General features: G+C 64.8%; 16 protein-coding genes. 8 read left to right on the top strand and 8 right to left on the bottom strand.

What is annotated here, in order from left to right; all coding sequences use genetic code 11:
• Window positions 1–210: 210 nt before the first annotated feature.
• Window positions 211–1,263 (top strand): AraC family transcriptional regulator, encoded by a 1,053-nt coding sequence (locus A9513_RS33440; protein WP_065086589.1) that lies wholly within the window; start codon window positions 211–213, stop codon window positions 1,261–1,263.
• 352 nt (window positions 1,264–1,615) lie between these two features.
• Here the strand turns inward: A9513_RS33440 and A9513_RS33435 are convergent, their stop codons facing one another.
• A complete protein-coding gene (locus A9513_RS33435; RefSeq protein WP_065086588.1) occupies window positions 1,616–3,136 on the bottom strand; it encodes an aldehyde dehydrogenase family protein in 1,521 nt (506 codons plus the stop codon).
• A gap of 323 nt (window positions 3,137–3,459) precedes the next feature.
• On the opposite strand from A9513_RS33435, the gene A9513_RS33430 reads away from it, so the two are divergent.
• From A9513_RS33430 to A9513_RS33415, 4 genes are all read left to right on the top strand, one after another.
• Window positions 3,460–5,376 carry a sigma-54-dependent Fis family transcriptional regulator gene (locus tag A9513_RS33430; protein WP_065086587.1) on the top strand — a complete coding sequence of 639 codons (1,917 nt, stop codon included), beginning with the start codon at window positions 3,460–3,462 and terminating at the stop codon, window positions 5,374–5,376.
• A gap of 230 nt (window positions 5,377–5,606) precedes the next feature.
• Window positions 5,607–6,959 (top strand): UDP-N-acetylmuramate:L-alanyl-gamma-D-glutamyl-meso-diaminopimelate ligase, encoded by a 1,353-nt coding sequence (gene mpl / locus A9513_RS33425; RefSeq protein WP_065086586.1) that lies wholly within the window; start codon window positions 5,607–5,609, stop codon window positions 6,957–6,959.
• 2 nt (window positions 6,960–6,961) lie between these two features.
• On the top strand, window positions 6,962–7,591 hold the full coding sequence (gene ubiX / locus A9513_RS33420) for a flavin prenyltransferase UbiX (RefSeq protein WP_024764687.1): 630 nt from the start codon (window positions 6,962–6,964) through the stop codon (window positions 7,589–7,591).
• Window positions 7,581–7,868, top strand: a complete 288-nt coding sequence (locus tag A9513_RS33415; RefSeq protein WP_024764688.1) for a YceK/YidQ family lipoprotein — start codon at window positions 7,581–7,583, stop codon at window positions 7,866–7,868. The genes ubiX and A9513_RS33415 overlap by 11 nt, the downstream gene beginning before the upstream one ends.
• Before the next feature lie 260 nt (window positions 7,869–8,128).
• Here A9513_RS33415 and A9513_RS33410 read toward each other — a convergent pair whose 3' ends face one another.
• The 3 genes from A9513_RS33410 to A9513_RS33400 all read right to left on the bottom strand — a co-directional run bounded on the left by A9513_RS33410 (window position 8,129) and on the right by A9513_RS33400 (window position 11,080).
• Window positions 8,129–8,770: an oxidoreductase gene (locus A9513_RS33410; RefSeq protein ID WP_024764689.1), complete on the bottom strand. Its 642-nt coding sequence runs from the start codon at window positions 8,768–8,770 to the stop codon at window positions 8,129–8,131.
• Window positions 8,771–8,800: 30 nt separating this feature from the next.
• Window positions 8,801–10,531 (bottom strand): C13 family peptidase, encoded by a 1,731-nt coding sequence (locus tag A9513_RS33405; protein ID WP_065086585.1) that lies wholly within the window; start codon window positions 10,529–10,531, stop codon window positions 8,801–8,803.
• 93 nt (window positions 10,532–10,624) lie between these two features.
• Window positions 10,625–11,080, bottom strand: a complete 456-nt coding sequence (locus A9513_RS33400; RefSeq protein WP_017521697.1) for a MaoC family dehydratase — start codon at window positions 11,078–11,080, stop codon at window positions 10,625–10,627.
• A 168-nt stretch (window positions 11,081–11,248) separates the two neighbouring features.
• Between A9513_RS33400 and A9513_RS33395 the strand changes: the two genes are divergently transcribed.
• The 3 genes from A9513_RS33395 to A9513_RS33385 all read left to right on the top strand — a co-directional run bounded on the left by A9513_RS33395 (window position 11,249) and on the right by A9513_RS33385 (window position 13,075).
• The gene (locus A9513_RS33395) at window positions 11,249–11,611 is read left to right on the top strand and encodes a CidA/LrgA family protein (protein WP_024764691.1); all 363 of its coding nucleotides are present in this window, start codon (window positions 11,249–11,251) and stop codon (window positions 11,609–11,611) included.
• The gene (locus A9513_RS33390) at window positions 11,611–12,324 is read left to right on the top strand and encodes an LrgB family protein (protein ID WP_081754013.1); all 714 of its coding nucleotides are present in this window, start codon (window positions 11,611–11,613) and stop codon (window positions 12,322–12,324) included. Before A9513_RS33395 ends, A9513_RS33390 begins: the two co-directional genes overlap by 1 nt.
• A gap of 160 nt (window positions 12,325–12,484) precedes the next feature.
• A complete protein-coding gene (locus A9513_RS33385; protein ID WP_024764693.1) occupies window positions 12,485–13,075 on the top strand; it encodes an LON peptidase substrate-binding domain-containing protein in 591 nt (196 codons plus the stop codon).
• Here A9513_RS33385 and A9513_RS33380 read toward each other — a convergent pair whose 3' ends face one another.
• From A9513_RS33380 to icmH, 4 genes are read right to left on the bottom strand one after another with little or no spacing between them, the layout of a single operon-like run.
• Window positions 13,076–14,230, bottom strand: coding sequence for a serine/threonine-protein kinase (locus A9513_RS33380; RefSeq protein ID WP_065086584.1), 1,155 nt, complete (start codon window positions 14,228–14,230; stop codon window positions 13,076–13,078).
• Window positions 14,231–14,233: 3 nt separating this feature from the next.
• A complete protein-coding gene (gene tagF, locus A9513_RS35320; protein ID WP_083196268.1) occupies window positions 14,234–14,854 on the bottom strand; it encodes a type VI secretion system-associated protein TagF in 621 nt (206 codons plus the stop codon).
• On the bottom strand, window positions 14,851–18,432 hold the full coding sequence (gene tssM, locus A9513_RS33370; RefSeq protein WP_065086582.1) for a type VI secretion system membrane subunit TssM: 3,582 nt from the start codon (window positions 18,430–18,432) through the stop codon (window positions 14,851–14,853). Before tssM ends, tagF begins: the two co-directional genes overlap by 4 nt.
• Window positions 18,429–19,694, bottom strand: a complete 1,266-nt coding sequence (gene icmH, locus A9513_RS33365) for a type IVB secretion system protein IcmH/DotU (RefSeq protein ID WP_065086581.1) — start codon at window positions 19,692–19,694, stop codon at window positions 18,429–18,431. Before icmH ends, tssM begins: the two co-directional genes overlap by 4 nt.
• Between the last annotated feature and the right edge of the window lie 11 nt (window positions 19,695–19,705).

Here is a 19,705-nt window from a genome sequence, read left to right as displayed (position 1 = left end):
TACCCATTGCCCCACACGGCGCCCGGTGCCCGTTTCTGGTGCCCAATTCCTCGCATCTGCCCTCTGCGGTGGCAGCTGCAGGCCAGGCGTGGCGCCGTGTCCGGCTGATCGGTAATGCATGGCGAGGCACGGGAATTGCTTTGTTTATTCGTTCCCTACTTTCCGGGAGACATGTGCCTTGCGCGTCTCAAAACAAGATCGGTAACCGACATGAGCCAGCCTCTGTTTTCTCCGTCCGGCCTTAGCCTGCCCCTGGCCAGCAATATCGGCGTGCTGTCTGCTGCCGCCAGCGGCCTGGGTCGTTTCATCGGCGACCAGGGCGGTGATATCGACCGTGTCTTCGGCCGCGCCGGCATTGACCCGGAACGCCTGCTGCATCCCACCCTGAGCCTGGCGCTGACCAACTATTGCCAGGTGCTGGAAGAAGCCGCGCGACAGTCGGGCTGTGACAACTTCGGGCTGCGCTACGGCGAGCAGTTCCGCCCGCGCGAACTGGGCCTGCTGGGCTACGTCGGGCTGTGTTCCGAGACGCTGGAAGACGCGCTGAAGAACTTCGCCGCCGCCTTTCCCTATCACCAGCACGACACCCTGATCCGCCTGGTGGATTGCGGTGAGTGCTACCGCTTCGACTACCAGGTCCGCCACGGCGCGATCCTCGACCGCCGCCAGGACGCCGAGCTGACCCTGGGCATGGCGCTGAATCTGATGCGCCATGCGCTCGGCCCCGAGTGGGCGCCCCGTGCGGTGAGCTTTGAGCACGCGCGGCCGGAGGGTTGGCAGGAACATGGCCGGGTGTTCGACGCGCCGGTGCTGTTCCAGCGCGGCTGCAACTCGATGCTGATTCCCAAGCGCGATCTTTACGGCCAGCAGATGCCCGAGCGCGATGCCAACTTGTTGTTCCTGGTGCAGGACGTGATTCGTCGTCTGGGCGAACAAAGTGGCGCGCCCAACCTGGTCGAGGACGCCAGCACGCAGATTCGCCTGGCGCTGGCCGATGGCGAGCCTTCGCTGGAACTGATCGCCGAGCAACTGGAACTCACCAGCGCCGGCCTGCAGCGCCGCCTGCGCGAGGCTGGGCTGAGCTTCAGCCAACTGGTGGAAAACACCCGCCGCGAATTGGCACTGCATTACCTTCGTCAGCCGCAGCGACCGATTTCCGAGTTGGCTCCGTTGCTGGGTTATTCCGAGACCAGTGCCTTCTCCCGCGCCTTTCGCCGCTGGTTCGGCGTGAGTCCTCGGCAGTGGCGGAGTGATGTGGGCTGATATTCCCCGCTCTAGAGGTGAAATCTGCGCTCGGGATTACCCTCACCCTAACCCTCTCCCAGGGGGAGAGGGGACCGTTCGGAGCAGGATGAAACCATAGCGTCAGTCGACTCGAGCTGCCCCCTCTCCCTGAGGGAGAGGGTTGGGGTGAGGGGGAGGTGTTCACTCGGACTAACCAGAAGGAGATCGTTGTTCTTGCAGGTTCAGCATCCTGCTCTGGAGCGGGCACCGTCTGCGATGATCAGCCACAGATTTCCCTCAGGAATAAAAAAGCGCGGCTCGAAAGCCGCGCAAAGATCGATTCGGGGGAGACCGCCCGGCGAGCCGGGCGGGGTCAATCAGCAGCGCGCAATCAGAAGAAGCCCAGCGGGTTGATGTCGTAGCTGACCAGCAGGTTCTTGGTCTGCTGGTAGTGGTCGAGCATCATCTTGTGGGTCTCGCGGCCCACGCCGGATTTCTTGTAGCCACCGAAGGCGGCGTGCGCCGGGTACAGGTGGTAGCAGTTGGTCCATACGCGGCCAGCCTTGATGCCACGACCCATGCGGTAGGCGCGGTTGATGTCGCGGGTCCAGACGCCGGCGCCGAGGCCGTACTCGGTGTCGTTGGCGATGGCCAGTGCTTCGGCTTCGTCCTTGAAGGTGGTGACGCCCACCACCGGCCCGAAGATTTCTTCCTGGAACACGCGCATCTTGTTGCTGCCCTTGAGCAGCGTCGGCTGGATGTAATAGCCGGTGGACAGGTTGCCATCGAGCTTCTCGACCGAGCCGCCGACCAGGATCTGTGCGCCTTCCTGCTGGGCGATGTCGAGGTAGGAGAGAATCTTCTCGTACTGCTGCTGCGAGGCCTGGGCGCCGACCATGGTGTCGGTGTCCAGCGGGTCGCCGCGCTTGATCGCCTTCACTTTCTTCATCACCACGTCCATGAACTGCGGGTAGATGGATTCCTGCACCAGTGCGCGGGACGGGCAGGTGCACACCTCGCCCTGGTTGAAGAAGGCCAGCACCAGGCCCTCGGCAGCCTTCTCGATGAAGGTCGGCTCGGCCTGCATGATGTCTTCGAAGTAGATGTTGGGGCTCTTGCCGCCCAACTCCACGGTGGACGGAATGATGTTCTCGGCGGCGCACTTGAGGATGTGCGAGCCCACCGGGGTCGAGCCGGTGAAGGCGATCTTGGCGATGCGCTTGCTGGTGGCCAGCGCTTCACCAGCCTCCTTGCCGAAGCCCTGGACGACGTTGAGCACGCCCTTGGGCAGCAGGTCGCCGATCAGCTCCATCAGCACGCAGATGCCCAGCGGGGTCTGCTCGGCCGGCTTGAGCACGATGCAGTTGCCGGCGGCCAGCGCCGGGGCGAGCTTCCACGCGGCCATCAGCAGCGGGAAGTTCCACGGGATGATCTGCCCGACCACGCCCAGCGGTTCRTGGATGTGGTASGCGACGGTGYTSTCGTTGATCTCGGCGGCGCYGCCTTCCTGCGCGCGGATGCAGCCGGCGWAGTAGCGGAAGTGGTCGGCGGCCAGCGGGATGTCGGCGTTCAGGGTTTCGCGCACCGGCTTGCCGTTGTCCCAGGTCTCGGTGACAGCCAGCAGTTCCAGGTTCTGTTCGATGCGGTCGGCGATCTTCAGCAACACCAGCGAGCGGTCCTGCACCGAGGTGCGGCCCCAGGCGTCGGCGGCGGCATGGGCGGCGTCCAGCGCCTTGTCGATATCCTCGGCGGTGGAGCGGGGGAATTCGGCGATGGGCTGGCCATTCACCGGCGAGGTGTTGGTGAAGTACTGACCCTTCACCGGCGGGACGAATTCGCCGCCGATGTAGTTGCCGTAGCGCGCCTTGAACGAAACGATGGCGCCTTCGCTACCGGGATGGGCATAACGCATGGTCGGATCTCCTGGGTCTTGTGCTTGTTGGGGAGGACGTTGATCAAGCGTAGAGCAAGGGCCGGGCCATGCCAGTGAAAGCCCCGCGCCGCTTGGGTTGCGGCGAATCGAGCCGGGCGCCGGAAATCGCCCTGTAACGCCCCTGGCACACGGCAGGGTGACACTTTGTCCCGTATTCGTGACAGTCGTGACCTGACGGTCGGACAGGCGTTGCATTGGTTTGACGCGTGGGGGATGCTGTTCTGCGTTCCGCCGAATTGTCTGACAAACAGTCGCTGGAATCCGGGGCTGCCTCCCCGTCCCCCAAGCGGAGAACAACAAGAATGCGCGCCAACGATTTGAGCCGCCACGCCCGCCAGGTCATGACCGTGGCCGAGGGCAAGGCCCGCGCCGGAGCGCCCGGTGCGGACCCATCGATCGCCCGCTCCTGGATGCGCTGCCTGGAGCAGTACCACCTCGACCCGGCGCAACCCATGGCGCCGACGGTGCTGGAACATGCGCGCATGCTCGAAGTCCGCGAGCACCATCGCCAGGTGCTGGAAATCGCCAGCGGCGAGATGAACAGCCTGCACCAGCAGCTCTCCGGCGCCGGCCATGCGGTGCTGCTCACCGATTCCCGTGGCGTCATTCTCAATTGCGTGAGCGAAGCCGCCGAGCGCCGCACGTTCGAGCAGGCCGGGCTGTGGCTCGGCGCCGACTGGAGCGAAGCGCGCGAGGGCACCAACGGTATCGGGACCTGCCTGGTAGAGCGTCAGGCGCTGACCATTCACCAGGACGAACATTTCCGCAGCCGCCACACCGGGCTGACCTGCTCGGCCAGCCCGGTGTTCGACCCGCAGGGCGAGCTGCTGGCGGTGCTCGACGTGTCCTCCGCGCGCCGCGACGTGTCGCGGCAGAGCCAGTTCCACACCATGGCGCTGGTCAACCTGTCGGCCAAGGCCATCGAGAGCTGCTACTTCCTGCGGCATTTCGAGGACCAGTGGCTGCTGCGCTTCCACCTGCAGCCGGACGGCCTCGGCCTGTTCAGCGAAGGCCTGCTGGCTTTCGGCGCTGACGGGCGAATCCGCGCGGCGAACCAGAGCGCGATCAACCTGCTCGGCAGCCGCCGGGACAGCCTGATCGGCCGCTCGCTGGAACACTTCTTCGATTGTCGGCTGGACGACCTGTTCAGCCGCGCCGACCCGCAGCCCAATGCCAGTTGGCCGTTGCGCACCCACGCCGGGCGCACTCTCTATGCGCTGCTGCGCGGCCGGCGCCCCATCGCCGCCGCGCCGGTGCTGCCGCGTGCGCCGCTGGCGAAAGGGCTGTGCATCGACGATCCGCAACTGGCCCATGATTTCCGCCGGGCGCTGAAGGTCTACGCCCACGACGTGCCGCTGTTACTGCAGGGCGAGACCGGCACCGGCAAGGAAGCTTTCGCCCGCGCCGTGCACCTGGGTGGCGAACGTGCCGGCAAGGCTTTCGTCGCGCTGAACTGCGCGGCGATCCCCGAGACCCTGATCGAGAGCGAGCTGTTCGGCTACCGCGGCGGCAGCTTCACCGGCGCGCGCAAGGAAGGCATGCGCGGCAAGTTGCAGCAGGCCGACGGCGGCACGCTGTTCCTCGACGAGATCGGTGACATGCCGCTGGCGTTGCAGACGCGCCTGCTGCGCGTGCTGGAGGAGCGCCAGGTAGTGCCCATCGGCGGCGAGCCGCTGGACGTCGACATCCGCCTGATCAGCGCCAGCCACCGTGACCTGGAAGCGCTGGTGGCCGCCGGGCAGTTCCGTGAAGACCTCTACTATCGCCTCAATGGTTTGGTCGTCGCATTGCCGCCGCTGCGCGAGCGCGAAGACCGTGGTGCGTTGCTCGATCACCTGCTGGCCGAGGAGAGCAAGGGCCGCTCGGTGCGACTGGACGACGACGTGCGCCGGCACCTGCTCGATTTCCCCTGGCCGGGCAACGTGCGCCAGCTGCGCAACGTGCTGCGCACGCTCTGTGCGCTGTGCGAGGGCGGACGCATCCATATGACCGACTTGCCGCCGGACCTGCGACGTACTTCGGCTCCCGTTCCTGTTGTGGTACCGGTGAGCGAGGAGGGCGGCGACACCCTCGGCGCCGCCGAGCGCGACGCACTGCTGGCAGTGCTGGAAGCGCAGCGCTGGCACGTCAGCCGCGCCGCGCAGCAGTTGGGCATCAGCCGTAACACGCTGTACCGCAAGCTCAATCGCCACGGCCTGAACCGGAGAACTCTTTCGTAGGATGGCGTGAAGCGCAGCGATACCCATCAAGGCAGCGCGGCCGAAACAGCATGGGTATCGCTTCGCTCCACCCATCCTGCGGTCCTCGCCTGTGACGGCTTTCGCTGCTCACCGGGAACCGCCTCCCCACCTCGTCGTCTGATGCCCCGGCGGCGGGCCGCGCGGGGGCGCGCTGTGCTACTCTGCCGCCCATTCGAAGCGCCTGGAAAGGCTTGATTGCAGGAGTCTGCATGCATATCCACATCCTCGGCATCTGCGGCACCTTCATGGGCTCGCTGGCCGTCCTGGCCAAGGAGCTGGGCCACCGCGTGACCGGTTCCGACGCCAACGTCTACCCGCCCATGAGCACCCAGCTGCAAGCCCAGGGCATCGAGCTGATGCAGGGCTACGACCCCGCGCACCTGGAGCCGGCTCCGGACCTGGTGGTGGTCGGCAACGCGCTGTCGCGCGGCAACCCCGCCGTGGAATACGTGCTGAACAAGGGCCTGCCCTACGTCTCCGGCCCGCAGTGGCTGGCCGACCACGTGCTGCAGGGCCGCTGGGTCCTGGCCGCCGCCGGCACTCACGGCAAGACCACCACCAGCAGCATGCTGGCCTGGGTGCTGGAACATGCGGGCATGAGCCCGGGCTTCCTGATCGGCGGTGTGCCGCAGAACTTCGGCGTCTCCGCGCGCCTGGGCGGCACGCCGTTCTTCGTGGTCGAGGCCGACGAGTACGACAGCGCCTTCTTCGACAAGCGCTCGAAGTTCGTCCACTACCACCCGCGCACGGCGATCCTGAACAACCTGGAATTCGACCACGCGGACATCTTCCCCGACCTCGCCGCCATCGAGCGGCAGTTCCACCACCTGTTGCGGACCATTCCCGGTGAAGGACTGGTGATCCATCCCACCTCCGAAACCGCGCTCAAGCGGGTGATCGACATGGGTTGCTGGACGCCGGTGCAGACCACCGGCGAAGGCGGCCAGTGGCAGGCGCGCCTGCTCAGCGAAGACGGCTCGCACTTCGAAGTCCTGTTCGACGGCAAACCCCAGGGCACCGTGGACTGGGAACTGACTGGCCAGCATAACGTCGCCAACGCGCTGGCCTGCCTCGCGGCGGCCCGTCATGTCGGTGTGGTGCCGGAGCTGGGCTGTGCTGCGCTGTCGGCCTTCAAGAGCGTCAAGCGGCGCATGGAGAAGGTCGCCGAGGTCAACGGCGTGACTATCTACGACGACTTCGCCCACCACCCGACCGCCATCGCCACCACCCTCGATGGCCTGCGCAAGCGCGTCGGTGATGCCAAGGTCATTGCCGTGGTCGAGCCGCGCTCCAACTCCATGAAGCTCGGCGCCCACCGCGACGGCCTGCCGGAGTCCGTGGTGCAGGCCGACAACGTGTTCTGGTACGCCCCGCCGAACCTCGGCTGGGACCTGGCCGCCACCGTGGCCGGCTCCACCGTGCCCACGCAAGTGTGCGATTCGCTGGAGGCCATCATCGAGGGCGTGAAGGCCATCGCCACGCCGGGCACCCAGGTGGTGGTCATGAGCAACGGCGGCTTCGGCGGCCTGCACGGCAAGCTGGCCCAGGCGCTGGAGGGCTGAGCATGGGGGGAGCCGAACGCGTCACTCTTGCCATGACCGGCGCCTCCGGTGCCCAGTACGGCCTGCGCCTGCTCGACTGCCTGGTGCAGGAAGACCGCGAGGTGCACTTCCTCATCTCCAAGGCCGCGCAACTGGTGGTGGCCACCGAGACCGACGTGACCCTGCCGAGCAAGCCGCAGGCGATACAGGCCTTTCTCAGCGAGTACACCGGCGCCGCCCCTGGGCAGATCCGCGTGTACGGCAAGGAAGACTGGATGGCTCCAGTGGCTTCCGGCTCCGGCGCGCCCAGCGCGATGGTGGTGGTACCCTGCTCGACGGGGACGCTCTCGGCCATCGCCACCGGCGCCTGCAACAACCTGATCGAACGCGCCGCCGACGTGGCACTGAAGGAGCGTCGCCAGCTGATCCTGGTGCCGCGCGAGGCACCGTTCTCCAGCATCCACCTGGAGAACATGCTCAAGCTGTCCAATATGGGCGCGGTGATCCTGCCGGCCGCTCCGGGCTTCTATCACCAGCCGCAGACGGTGGACGACCTGATCGACTTCGTCGTCGCGCGCATCCTCAATCAACTGGGCATCCCCCAGGACATGCTGCCGCGCTGGGGCGAACACCATCTTGTCAGTGACGAATAAGCTCCTCGCCGCCCTGCTGCTGCTGCAACTGGGCGGTTGCGCCACCGTGAAGACCCTCAACGACAGCCGCCCCGGCGATCCGCTGATCTACGCCGGCACCCGGCTGGACTGGTATTCGCTGAATGGCGGCTGCTGCCCGAAGGATCATTTCGGCACCGACGCGCCGGCCTATCCCGGCCTCGACCTGCCCGGCAGCGCGCTGCTCGACACCTTGCTGCTGCCTCTGTCGATCGCCGCGGAACTGGGGGTTGGCCTGCAGGTATGGGGCGGGAACTGAGCCCGATCCTGTAGGAGCGAGCTTGCTCGCGAACGGGGTTTGGTGCGGTGGCCGGCCCTCACCCTAACCCTCTCCAAAAGGGAGAGGGGACTGATCGGTGCTGTCCGGGCAGCGCATCGCTCCCTGAAACATCAGGAGAACTGTGGCCGTTACTTGTCGCGGAGGACTGCTCCCTCTCCCATTGGGAGAGGGTTGGGGTGAGGGGAAGGCCTGGGCATCGTTTTTCCAGAAGAAGACCATTGCCCTACCGGCCAGGAAGGTCACTTGCCCAGCTTGCGCAACTCGTCCGATTCGACGACGCGGCTACCCTTGCCGGTTTCCAGCGCCAGGCGCCAGAGCGCGCGGGCCAGGGCGATGGCTTCGATGCCGTGCAGCTTGCCCGGCAGGATGCGCGAGAAGGGCGCGGCGAGCAGTTCGGCGAGGCGGATTTCCTCACGCTGACCCAGTAGCAGCGATGGCCGTGCGATGGTCAGCTGCGGCCAGCCTTGCTGGCGCAGGGCATCCTCCAACTCGCCCTTGACCCGGCTGTAGAAGATCGACGACTTGCTGTCCGCGCCCAGTGCGCTGACCACGATATAGTGCCGCGCGCCGAGTGCCAGGCCACGCTCGCCCAGGGCCAGCGGCAGGTCGAAGTCGACACTGCGGAAGGCCTCCTCGGAGCCGGCTTCCTTGAGCGTGGTGCCCAGGCAGCAGAACACCGTGTCCACCGGCTGGACCAGGTGCGGGATGAGCTCGGCCAGCGGGCCGATGGGGTTTTCCAGGCGTGGGTGCTCCGCCAGCTTCCTTCGGGCCGGAGCGATGACGCGCTTGACCGTGGGCTCGTTGAGCATGCGGTCGAGCAGATGTTCACCGGTCAGGCCGGTGGCGCCCGCTAGCAGGATATTCGTCGGTTTCGAGTACATCTGTGTTTCCCCTCTGACACACTTTCCAGCTTAGTTGCCACCCTGTCGTTTTGCCTGCGCATCGGTATTGCCGAGCGCCAGCTCTCCGTGCGACTGCTGCGCGCGCAGGGCCTGCCAGCGAGTAATGACCGCCTTCGGCGCCCAGAGTTGCGGCTCCGATGGTTCGAACTCTTCCTCCTTCTCGCGCTTGGCCACGGTAGCGCTGGCCAGCGTGAAGGCTTGCTTGAGGTCGTCGGTCTGCCGGAGGGCCTTGGCAAAGAGCGCGTCGCCGAAGTAGGTGAAGTCGGCCTCCTCGGAGCAGCCGAAGGACACCCGGTCGCTGCGTGCGGCGGTCATGATCAGGGTCTTGTCGTCCTTGAGCGCGGGGATGAAGCCACCGCTGTAGCAGGCGGAAATCACCAGCACCTTGTCGCGGTCCTTGAGCGGGGCGAGCAGGCTGGCCAGTTCGCTGGCCGGCAGGTCGTCGAGCTTGAGCTCCGGCATGTCCAGCACCAACTGGTGGTCATGGGAGCCATGGCTGGTCAGGTAGATGAACACCAGGTCTTCCGGGCCGCTGCGTTCGGCGATGGTGCGCAGCGTGCGGGCCAGGGTTTCTCGGGTGGCCATGGGGCGGTCGGCGAGGTGGTCGCGATGGTTCACCAGGCGCACCACGCCGCGCGCGCCGAAGCGTTCGCCGAGCAGGTTGGCGACGTAGTCGGCCTCGCGCAGGAACACGCTCTGCTTGCCGTCGCCGCCGAGGCTGACGCCATAGAGCTCGATCGCCGGAGTGGATGGCGGGATGGCGGCCAGTTCCTTCTCCAGCAACGCGCCCTGTTCCAGCAAGCCGACTTCCAGTGGATTGGGCAGCCGCTTACCGGTGGCATCCTGGCGCAGTTGCCCGGCATTCCAGACGCCTTTCTGCAGACTGCCGTCGCTGCGGGTGAGGGTGCCTTCGCCCGAGTATTCGCCGCGGGCGAAGCCGCCGCTGTAGACCTGGCCATCGGAGCGCGTCAGCGTGCCCTTGCCGTCGAAGCGCCAGAAGCGGAACTCGCCCTGGTAGCGGCTGCCGTCGGTGCCGATGAACTCGCCCGGCCCGCTCAGCGCGCCAGCCTTGAAGCGGCCGAACCAGACATCGCCGTCGGCATTCTGGAAGCGCCCGGTCCCCTCGAACTGGTCGTTGCGGAACTCGCCGCTGTACTGGTCGCCCGCGTCGTCGCGGAAGATGCCCTTGCCCTCCAGCACGCCGTTCCTGAAAGTGCCGCTGTACTGGTTGCCCAGGCTATCCCGACGGGCGCCTTCGCCGTTGGCCTCGCCCTTGGCGAAGGTGCCCTGGTGGCGGGTGCCGTCGGGCTGTTCGAGGCTGCCCAGGCCTTCGTAGCGACCCTTGCGGAAACCGCCGCTATAGGTAGTGCCGCCCTGCGCAAGGCGGCCTTCGCCGTCGAACTCGCCGCGCTTGAACTGGCCTTCGTAGACGCTGCCGTCGGCATATTGCAGGCGGCCGCGCCCTTCGAATATTCCGTTGCGGAACTCACCTTCGTAGCTTGTACCGTTGCCGTCGTTCCATTTGCCCTGGCCGCTCTGCAGGCCCTTGTCGAAGCCGCCCTCGTACCAGGCGCCGTTGCTGTAATCGAGCCGCCCCGGCCCCTGCAGTTGACCGTTCACCAGCTCGCCGCGGTAGCGCGCGCCGTCGGGCAGGCGGGCGTCCGGTGGCGTCAGTGGTTCGCCCTCGCCGCAGGCAGCGAGGAACAGGACGAGGCTCAGGGGAAGGAGGTGGCGTGGCATCGGGAGGCTCGCATCGGCGGAGGGGCGCACTGGCAGTGTGACGCAAAAAAGCCCGCGGTCGCGGGCTTTTTTCTCATCGCTGCGAGCGGGCCGTCAGACGAAGCACAGGCTCAGGGATTCGGCGATGTAGGCCGGCTTGGGCAGGCCTTCGATCTCCAGGGTGCAGCGCGCCTTGATCAACCACTGGCCGGGGTTCTTCTCGGTGATGTCGGTGATGGTCACCTGCAGGCGCACGCGCGAATCCACCGGTACCGGCTGGATGAAACGCACGCTGTCCAGGCCGTAGTTGACCACCATCTTCGGGTTTTCCGGCAGGACCAGCAGGCCCTCGCAGAGTTTCGGGATCAGCGACAGCGACAGGAAGCCGTGGGCGATGGTGCCGCCGAAGGGCGTCTTCTTCGCCTTTTCCGGGTCGACGTGGATGAACTGGTGGTCCTCGGTGCACTCGGCGAACTGGTTGATGCGCTGTTGATCGATGGTGATCCACTGCGAATGGCCCAGGTCCTTGCCGATGTAGTCCTTCAGTGCGCTTACGGGTACGAATGCCATGTTTCCTCCGGGGAATGCGTTGTTCTTCTAGTACGGCCTACGTGAAATCCGCCTGTAGATCAGCATGGCGCCCAGGAGCGGTCAAGCATTCATGCTTTGGGCGAATGCCGCGCCATAGCGGGCGCTGGGCGGGCATAATGTCGGCATATTGCGCTGGAGATCTTTCTGATGTTGCTACGCGGCCTGACCTGGCTGGTGCTGTTCCAACTGCTCGGCACGGGCCTGAATGCTCTCATCCTGCACATGATCCCCGGCCCGATCATTGGGCTGGTGCTGCTGTTCGCCTTCCTGGTGTGGAACGGCGAGGTGAGCAAGCCGGTCAACGAGGCGGCTGCCTCGCTGCTGCGCTACCTGCCGCTGTTGCTGGTGCCGGCGGCGGTCGGTGTTATGGCCTACGCGAAGCAGATCGCCGCGGACTTCTGGGCGATCGCCGGCGCACTGGCGTTGTCGCTGCTGGTGTCCTTCGTGTTCGCCGGCTGGCTGATGCAGAAGCTCATCGACCGCCAGCGCAAGCAGAAGGAGAACGCCTGATGTTCGACTGGCAAGGCGCGGTGGACTCCGTTATCCACCATCCGCTGTTCTGCGTTGGCGTCACCCTGGGCGCTTATCAGTTGGCGCTGGCCGCCTATGAGCGTACACGCTGGGTATTCCTGCAGCCGGTGCTGGTGTCGATGCTGATCGTTATCGCGGTGCTGCTGGCGTGCGGCATCGACTACAGCGAGTACAGCAACAGTGCCAAGGTGCTGACCATCCTCCTCGGCCCCGCGACCGTCGCCCTCGCCGTGCCGCTGTTCCTCAACCTCAAGCGCATCCGCCAACTGTTCTGGCCGACGCTGATTACCCTGCTGGTCGGCGGCCTGTTCGCCACCGCGCTGGGTATCGGCCTGGGCTGGCTGTTCGGCGTCGACCACGAATTGCTGATGAGCCTGGCGCCCAAGTCGGTGACTTCGCCCATCGCCATGCTGGTGGCCAGCCAGATCGGCGGCGTGGCGGCGCTGGCGGCGGTGTTCGTGCTGATTACCGGCGTGCTCGGCGCCATCCTCGGCCCGGAACTGCTGCGCCGCTTCGGCGTCCACCATCCGGCTGCGCAAGGCATGGCGCTGGGCATGACCGCCCATGCCGTGGGCACCTCCCGCGCCTTGCAGGAGGGCGAGGAATGCGGCGCCTTCGCCGCCCTGGCGATGAGCCTGATGGGCGTGGCCACCGCTGTGCTGCTACCGTTGGCGGTAGCGCTGATCGCCTGAGAGCCTGTTGACGATCTGCTGCGCGTCGGCTGTAGGGCGTTGGCAAACGCCCTCAGATGCTCATTTACAGCAGTAAACTCCGCTCTTCAGGCGCTTGCCGCCTACTACGGCTCTAGCTCGCACGATCGTAAACAGGCTCTGATCGAAAATGGGAGTACCCATGAGTTTTCCGCTCTTCCCCCTCAATACCGTGCTGTTCCCCGGCTGCCGCCTCGACCTGCAGATCTTCGAGGCGCGCTACCTGGACATGATCGGCCGCTGCATGAAGCAGAACGGCGGATTCGGCGTGGTGGCCATCGTCGAGGGCGAGGAAGTCGGCGATGCACCGGAGCGCTACAGCCTGGTCGGCTGCGAAGCGCATATCAAGGACTGGAAGCAGCAGTCCAACGGCTTGCTGGGCATCCGTGTTGAGGGGGGCCGGCGCTTCCGCGTGCTCTCCGCCAACGTGCAGACGGACCAGCTGACGGTGGCTGAGGTGGAGTGGCTGGACGAGCAGCCGAACCAGCCGCTGACCAAGGAACACGACGATCTCGCCGCGCTGCTCGAAGCGCTGTCCATGCACCCCATGGTGTCGGCGCTGGAGATGGGTGGCGAGGTCAATGGCCAGCAGGAACTGGCCTGCCAGCTCGCCTATCTGCTGCCCTTCGAGCGAGACCAGAAGCAGGTGCTGCTGGAGATGAACGATCCCACCGTGCGCCTGGCGCGGATCCAGGTATTGCTGGAACAACTCCAGGGCGATTTCGTCGCGTAGTCATTTCAGTTCTTGTGCAGCCTGCAGAACAGGAAGTGCTTTCGCCTGATCGGCCAGGCGATTTTTAATGACAAGCGAGCGGTGTGGCTTCGTGGCGTCGAGGGCCAGCCCCAGGCAGCAGAAGAGGGCAAGCGCCGCCAGCAATGTGGCGGCTGGAAGCGTCCAGAGGTGTCGCTCATGTCCGATGTCGAGTTGCAACGGGGAAGAGCCTACGGACCCTGCGGAGCGCTGGCTGGCAGTGCCAGGCAGGTAAATATCGCCCCGCCGTTTCAAGGCCAGATCGGCGGCGAACTCGGCCACCGATTGCGGACGATCCTGCCGGTGCAGGGACAGCACCCGATCTATCGCGGCAAGAGTGCGAGCCGAGTACGCCGCCAGCCCCATTGAACTGAGAGGGACCAATGTGTCCTGCACACTGCGCGCCAGTGACGACGGAGGTGTCCTGCGGGCGATCAGGCAATACATGACTGCACCCAGGGCATACAGATCGCTCCAGGCTCCGTGGTCATGGCCCTCCCCGACATACTGCTCGAGTGGGGAGTAGCCAGGCTTGGTCGGTAGTGCGCCAGGGCCGGTGGTCCTTTCCCTGTGCTGCCGAGCGCCGCTAAAGTCGAGCAGCACTGGCAGACCCTTGGTATCGAGGATGATGTTGTCCGGGGAAATGTCCCGGTGCTGGTAGCCCCGGCGGTGGAGCGACTCCAGGGCTCCCAGTAGGCGACCCAGGGTAGGTTCTAGCCACGTAGCGTCCAGCTGACGCTTGGGGTCTTCGGCAAGTTGTTGCAGGGTCACTCCGGCGTAGCAGGGCATGCTGAAGTAGGCGGTGCCGTTTTGTTGCCACACGCGTTCGACAGGTAACAGTGCTGGGTGCCGCAGGTCAGCGAGAACGCGCGCATCGTCCAGGAAAAGCTGCAAACCTATCCGGAAGCACTCCCCGGCTGCCGCCGTTTGCGGGCAGAGCTGCCCATGGCTGCCGCGTACTACGTGCTGGCGGGGCAGGTATTCCTTGATCGCTACCGTCCGGCGCGAGGCGAGTTCGACAGCGGCATAGACGTTGCCGAAGCCACCGTGACCGATAGTCCCGAGGATGTCGAAGCCGTCCAGCCGATAGCCGACTGGCAGGGCCTGCCCGTGGAGTCGCGAGCCTGAGGCATGCATGGATCAGCTTTCGCCGTAACGGCCGTCGAACAGGTGATTGAACAGCAGGTTGTTTAGCGGCCCATGGTGGACATGGCGACGCATCGGGCCGCCGGAAGCAGGGTTGGTCCACCAGTAGCTGCTCGTCTCGGCGCTGTTCGCGTAAAGGGCGAGTTCGGGCCAGAAGGGAGGATAAGGCAGGGGATCGAGAGGGCAGGCCTCGGCCAGGACCTGGTCAAGGGCTTCCGGCGAGAAGCTTCGACGAATGCCCTCGAGGATGCGGTAGCCCAGATAGGTCAGCTCCTGGGTTGCGCTGCGCAGCACCTCGGGCTCGATAATGCCCGTGGTGTCTATTGGCAGCAGCAGACACAGCGGGTAGTAGCGCCCGACCCGGTCGCAACTCGGGGCAATGCAGCCCAACTGCAATCCGGGGAGCTCCGTCGAGCCTGGGACTATGAAGTTCCACAGCGGTGCTCGTACGTAGCGTTGTTGCCAGCCAGCGTAGCGCTCGTTCTGAGATTGCAGGCTGCGTTGCAACCAGTTGGCCCACCAGCGGACCACTTCCGGGCTCAGGCGACGGGAAGCGAAGTCTCCCGTGCCGGGCAGCTTGCCATACCAGCCAGGGGGCTGCCGTAGATCGTTCATAGAGTGGCGCTCAGGCCCGGGCAACGGAAGTCACGCAAGGCGGCAAGCTTGAACGGATTGTCAATACTGCTGGTGCGTACTTCCAGGGCCAGATCGTGGCCGTCGAGGGTGTAGTGTGCGACGAATACGTCGGGCGAACTGCCGGGGGTTATGCGGGCCACATCGAATAGCCGGTGCAGTGCCCACAGACCTTGTCTGGTCAGGTTCGCGCTATGGCCATCGCGAGTATCGATGCTGAGCTGTACGTGGTCGTTTCCTTGTGGGGTTGGCCAACTCACGCTTAGCGGGAGTTGTGGGCCGTGCATGTATTCCAGGGTCCTTCCGCCAGCATCGAAACTCAGCCGTGATATTTCCGGGTCCATGCTTAGAACGCGCACGCGCAGGTCGATCGACAGATTGTTGCCGCTGGCAAAAAATACCGAGCGCAGCATGCTCGCGCGCTCGAAGGCGCGCAGGTCGCCAGCCTGCCCGGAGAACCCTGGGTTGAAGCTCCACGGCGAAGTGGCCATGTTCACTTTGCTGGCGAGGTTGCTCTGGAAGAAACTGTCGAACAGACCATTGGGAGCGAACAGGCGGGAGAAGTCGCCGACCGCTACCTCCTGTGCTGCGTTGGCTCGGAAGGGATAGCGCCCTTGCACTGCGCGCCGACAGAACACTCCTATCGACCCACCCATGTCGCGTTGCAGCTTGTTGCGCTCGACTGCTTTGGTTTGCTTCTGGGTGACCTCGGACAAGGAGCCGAGCATCTCGCCAATGTTGAGCGGCGAACGTCCGGCGTCAGCCTGCAGCTTGCTGAGGATGTCGGAGGCTGGCGGTGGATTGCCGGTTCGCAAGGCTGACTCGGTCGCGGTCAAGTAGACGTACAGTTCATTGAGTAACTGCTGCAGGTTCTGCAGCGGTCCGACTTGTCCTGGCGCCGTTTGCTGGGTCATCAGGCGCAGAGGCAGGAAGTGGTCGTCGACGATGTGCTCGGGGGCTTCCGGTTTGGCCTGGGCCTTTGGCTTGTCGTCCGGGTCGAGTGTGCCAACCAGTCGTTGCAGGCGCGAGCGGGTACTGGCAAGGCTGCTGTCAGCTCGCGCGACGAGGGTTTTGGTGTGCTTGTCCAGCGGCCGCAGCAAGGTGGTTTCCTGCGCTGCCGCGCGGATGAAACGCTCCAGCGGTGAGTCTGCTGCTGACAGTGCACGCGAGACTTGTGCTGCCTGAATCAGCGAGCCGAGCGGTACCAGAGTGAGATCGTTCAGGTAGCTGTCCCAAACCTGCACGTACTCATTGAGGTAGAGCACCTGGACCTGGCGGAACAGGCCTGCCTGGTTGCCAGGCAGTAGTTCGTTCGCCTGCAGCGGCAGGTTCAGCACCCAGGCATCATCGCTCTGCAACTGTACCAGCAGCGTCAGGGCATTCGGCATGAACAACTGGTGATAACCGACATAGGTGAACAGCGTGGGAATGCCGTCAGTCAATGGCAAGCCGCTTTTGCGGCGCAACGACTGGACCGCCTCTGGTCCTGCTGCCGAGGCAATGGTGAAGGCGTTGGCGGGTTCGTCCAGCAGCAACTGATAGCGCACGCGCTGGTAGGCGCGCTGCACCAGGGGCAGGCGCGCCAGCTCCAGTCGGGTGCGCGCGACCAGGTCGTCGTCGATCGGGTAGGGCGAGCGCACTGGGCCGTGCTCCAGCAGGCTTTGCAGGTGATGTTCAAGGCGCTCGCCTTCGGCTTCGGTGAAGCCGTCGGGCAATTCATGTTTGAGGTTGATGTACAGCCAGTCGCGCAGGAACGCACCGTCGTAATGCGTTGGCTCGTAGAGCATCAGGTAAGCCTTCAGCGCTTCATAGGTGTAGTTGTTGTTCAGAGCGTCACGCCGCAGGCGCTGCTGGATATAGTTGGCGACCTGCGGCAACAGCATATCGCGCAGGCCGTGCTGGTAGAGCAGATTGGCGCTCTGCTGAACGGTTCGCCCCTGGTATAGCCCCAGGCGATAGCGCCAAGGCGGGTCGAGAACATCGAAGCGCGCGCTGCTTGGCAGTACGTCCAGGCTGTCGAGCCAGGGGAGTACCTGCAGAATATCTCCTGCCTCGCTCTGGATGGTCTGGCCGTTCAGCTGCAGTTGCGGCAGTTTTTCGCTGACTTCGACGAGGTAGTTGCGGTTCAGCTCATAGGCGTTCCAGAGCGCCCAACCACCCAGGGCCAGCAACAGGACCAACGCTAAGCCAGCCCCACTCCGGAGCCAGCGGCGACGGCGATCCCAGACCAGGTTGCGGCCAGCCAGGCTGGTCTCGCGAAAGATCACGCTCTGCATCAGATCCTTGAGGAAGAACCCACGCCCCCCCCCTTCAGTGCTTTGCGAGGTTTGCGGGATGTCCGGCAGACCGAGATTGCGCTTGATCGCGCCCATCACCCGGTCGAACACCGTGCCTTCCTGGGTACCGCTGCTGAAATACAGGCCGCGCAGCAAGACCGGGAATTCGAACTTCGAGGTGTTGAACACTTCCAGCAGGAAGCGCCGTAGGGGTTCTTCGAGGACAGCAAACTCCTGCGGAAGCAAATAGGCCCTGGCGTTGTCTTCGAGGATACGGCTTTCTGCCAGTCGCGCCGGTGTGGCGAGGCGCAACTGGTGGTACAGCAGGCCGTACTCCCGGGTCAGCTGGCCGGCGAGGTCCGGGTTTCTGCCGCTTTGCTCCGCCAAGGGCAGGGTGAAGCCCCAGACCTGGCTGCGCTCCTGGCGGCTGAGCGATGCGAAGTACTGGTTGAAGCCTGCCAACAGGTCAAGCTTGGTGACCAGCACGTAGACAGGGAAGGTAATCCCCAGTTGCCGGTTCAACTCCTGCAAGCGCTTGCGCAGCTCGCGGGCGTGGCGCGCCTGTTCCTGGGCACTGCTGTCGAGCAGGTCGGCGACCGACAAGGTGAGGATGACACCATTGATGGGTTGCCGTGGCCGGTACTTCTTCAGCAAGCCGAGGAAGCTGTTCCACTCGGCGCTGTCGACGGCCTGGTCGCTGTCCTGGGTGCTGTAGCGGCCGGCGGTATCGATCAGCACCGCTTCATTGGTGAACCACCAGTCGCATTGACGGGTGCCTCCGACGCCTTCGACGGCAGCCTTGCCGAGGCTGCCGGCAAGCGGAAACTCAAGGTCGGAGTTGAGCAGTGCGGTGGTTTTACCGGAGCCGGGTGCACCGACGAAAATGTACCAAGGCAACTGGTAGAGATACTGACGCGACAGGCGCTGCAGCGAACCGCTCAAGCCACCCTTGTCAAAGCGTGCCTGCTTGAGGGTTTCGATGGCGGCGTCGAAGCGCTCCGCCAGCTGTGCATCAGCGAGGCTGCCGTTCTTGTTGCGTCTGCGCAGATGTTCGAGCAGTTGGCTATTGGTGTACGCCGTACGGAGACGTCGCCATCCGAAGAGCAGGAGGTACAACGCGAACAGCAGGCTGATCAGGGCGATCCGCGAAGTCTCGCTGTACAGTGGTCGATGACGGCCGATAGCCACTTCCGGACCTACCAGCCAGATCAGCAAGGACAGGGCGATCAGCCCCAGCAGGGCCCACGTCAGTGGGCTCCACAACCAACGGAACCACCGGCTCATCGGGTTCTCTCCTGGGATGTTCCCGGCTTGTACAGAACAATTTCGACTCGACGATTGAGCGCTCGGCCTTCGGCGGTGTCGTTGCTGGTGAGGGGATGGTCTTCACCCATGCCTTTGAAGCCGACGCGGTTCGCCCCGAGGTCTTCGCTCAGCAGATCGCGTACAGCCGAGGCGCGAGTGGCGGAAAGTTCGAGGTTGGAGCGGAGACCGAGGTTGATGCGGATCGGCTGGTTGTCGGTGTAACCGAGCACCTCCACGCGCCCTTTGCGGCTCTGCAGGGCCATGCCGATGCGCTTGATCACCGACAGATAGGAGGGTTTTACCTGACTGGCGCCCGAGGCAAAGACGCCGTTGCCTCGGATCACGATGACGCTGCGGTCGTTCTCCTCGCGCACCGACAAAAGGTGCTGGGAAATTTCCGGAGCGAGAAAGTCGGCCAGCGGAGTGACACTGGGCATATTGAAGTCCAGCTTCGCCAGACGCACTCCGCCGATGGCTAGCGCCAGGCGATCGACCGGGCCCTGTAGTGCCAGCAGCAGGCCGCTGAAGAACAGTGCGAGAAGTAACACGCCTAGCGAGGCGTAGACCCAGAACGGAATAGATTGGCGAAGGCTGCCAGTGTTCTCCACCTCACTGCGCCAGTGGGGCGATAGCAGGTCGCCTGCTCCTCCTTTGCCGCTGAGTATTGCCAGCAGCCGTTGCTTGAGTAGCTCGAGCGCACTCCGGCCGTTCTCCATGATGCGGTACTGGCCTTCAAAACCCAGGCTCAGGCAGTAGTACTGCAGCTCCAGCAGGTTGCTGTGCTGTTGCGGCGAAGCTGCCAGTCGCGACAGCAGCACGAAGAATTTTTCACCGCCCCAGGCTTCATTGTGGAAAGTCACCAGCAGGCTACGGGTGGCCCAGGTACCTCCTCCCCAGGGAGTCAGCGCAGCCGCTTCGTCGAGCACCGTGCACAGGCAATAACGCGCGGCGATGATCGTCTCGTTGGGAATCCTGAGTAATTGCGCCTGGCGTTCGAAACGGCGAATTTCCTCTACCAGATGCCGATGCAGTGCATCGGGGTCCTTGTGTTGCGTCAGGGTGCGGATCTGCGGCGCCAGGTTGAGCAGCGGATTGGCGGCGGCGAGCAGGACATTACCTGCCGTGCCCTGGTTGAGTTCGGCTTGCAGCGCGGCCTGGCTGCCATGCTGTGGCTCGGGGCTGGCAGTAATGCGGGGCTCGTTTGGATTGCCGAATGGGTTTCGCGAGAGGCTCAGCTCCATGCGCTGCCTCT

Source organism: Pseudomonas sp. AU12215, assembly GCF_001675465.2.
In the GTDB taxonomy this organism is placed as follows: Bacteria; Pseudomonadota; Gammaproteobacteria; order Pseudomonadales; family Pseudomonadaceae; genus Pseudomonas; species Pseudomonas nitroreducens.
The sequence above is the reverse complement of the archived record's forward strand: the minus strand, read 5'-3'. Positions and strand labels throughout refer to the sequence as shown.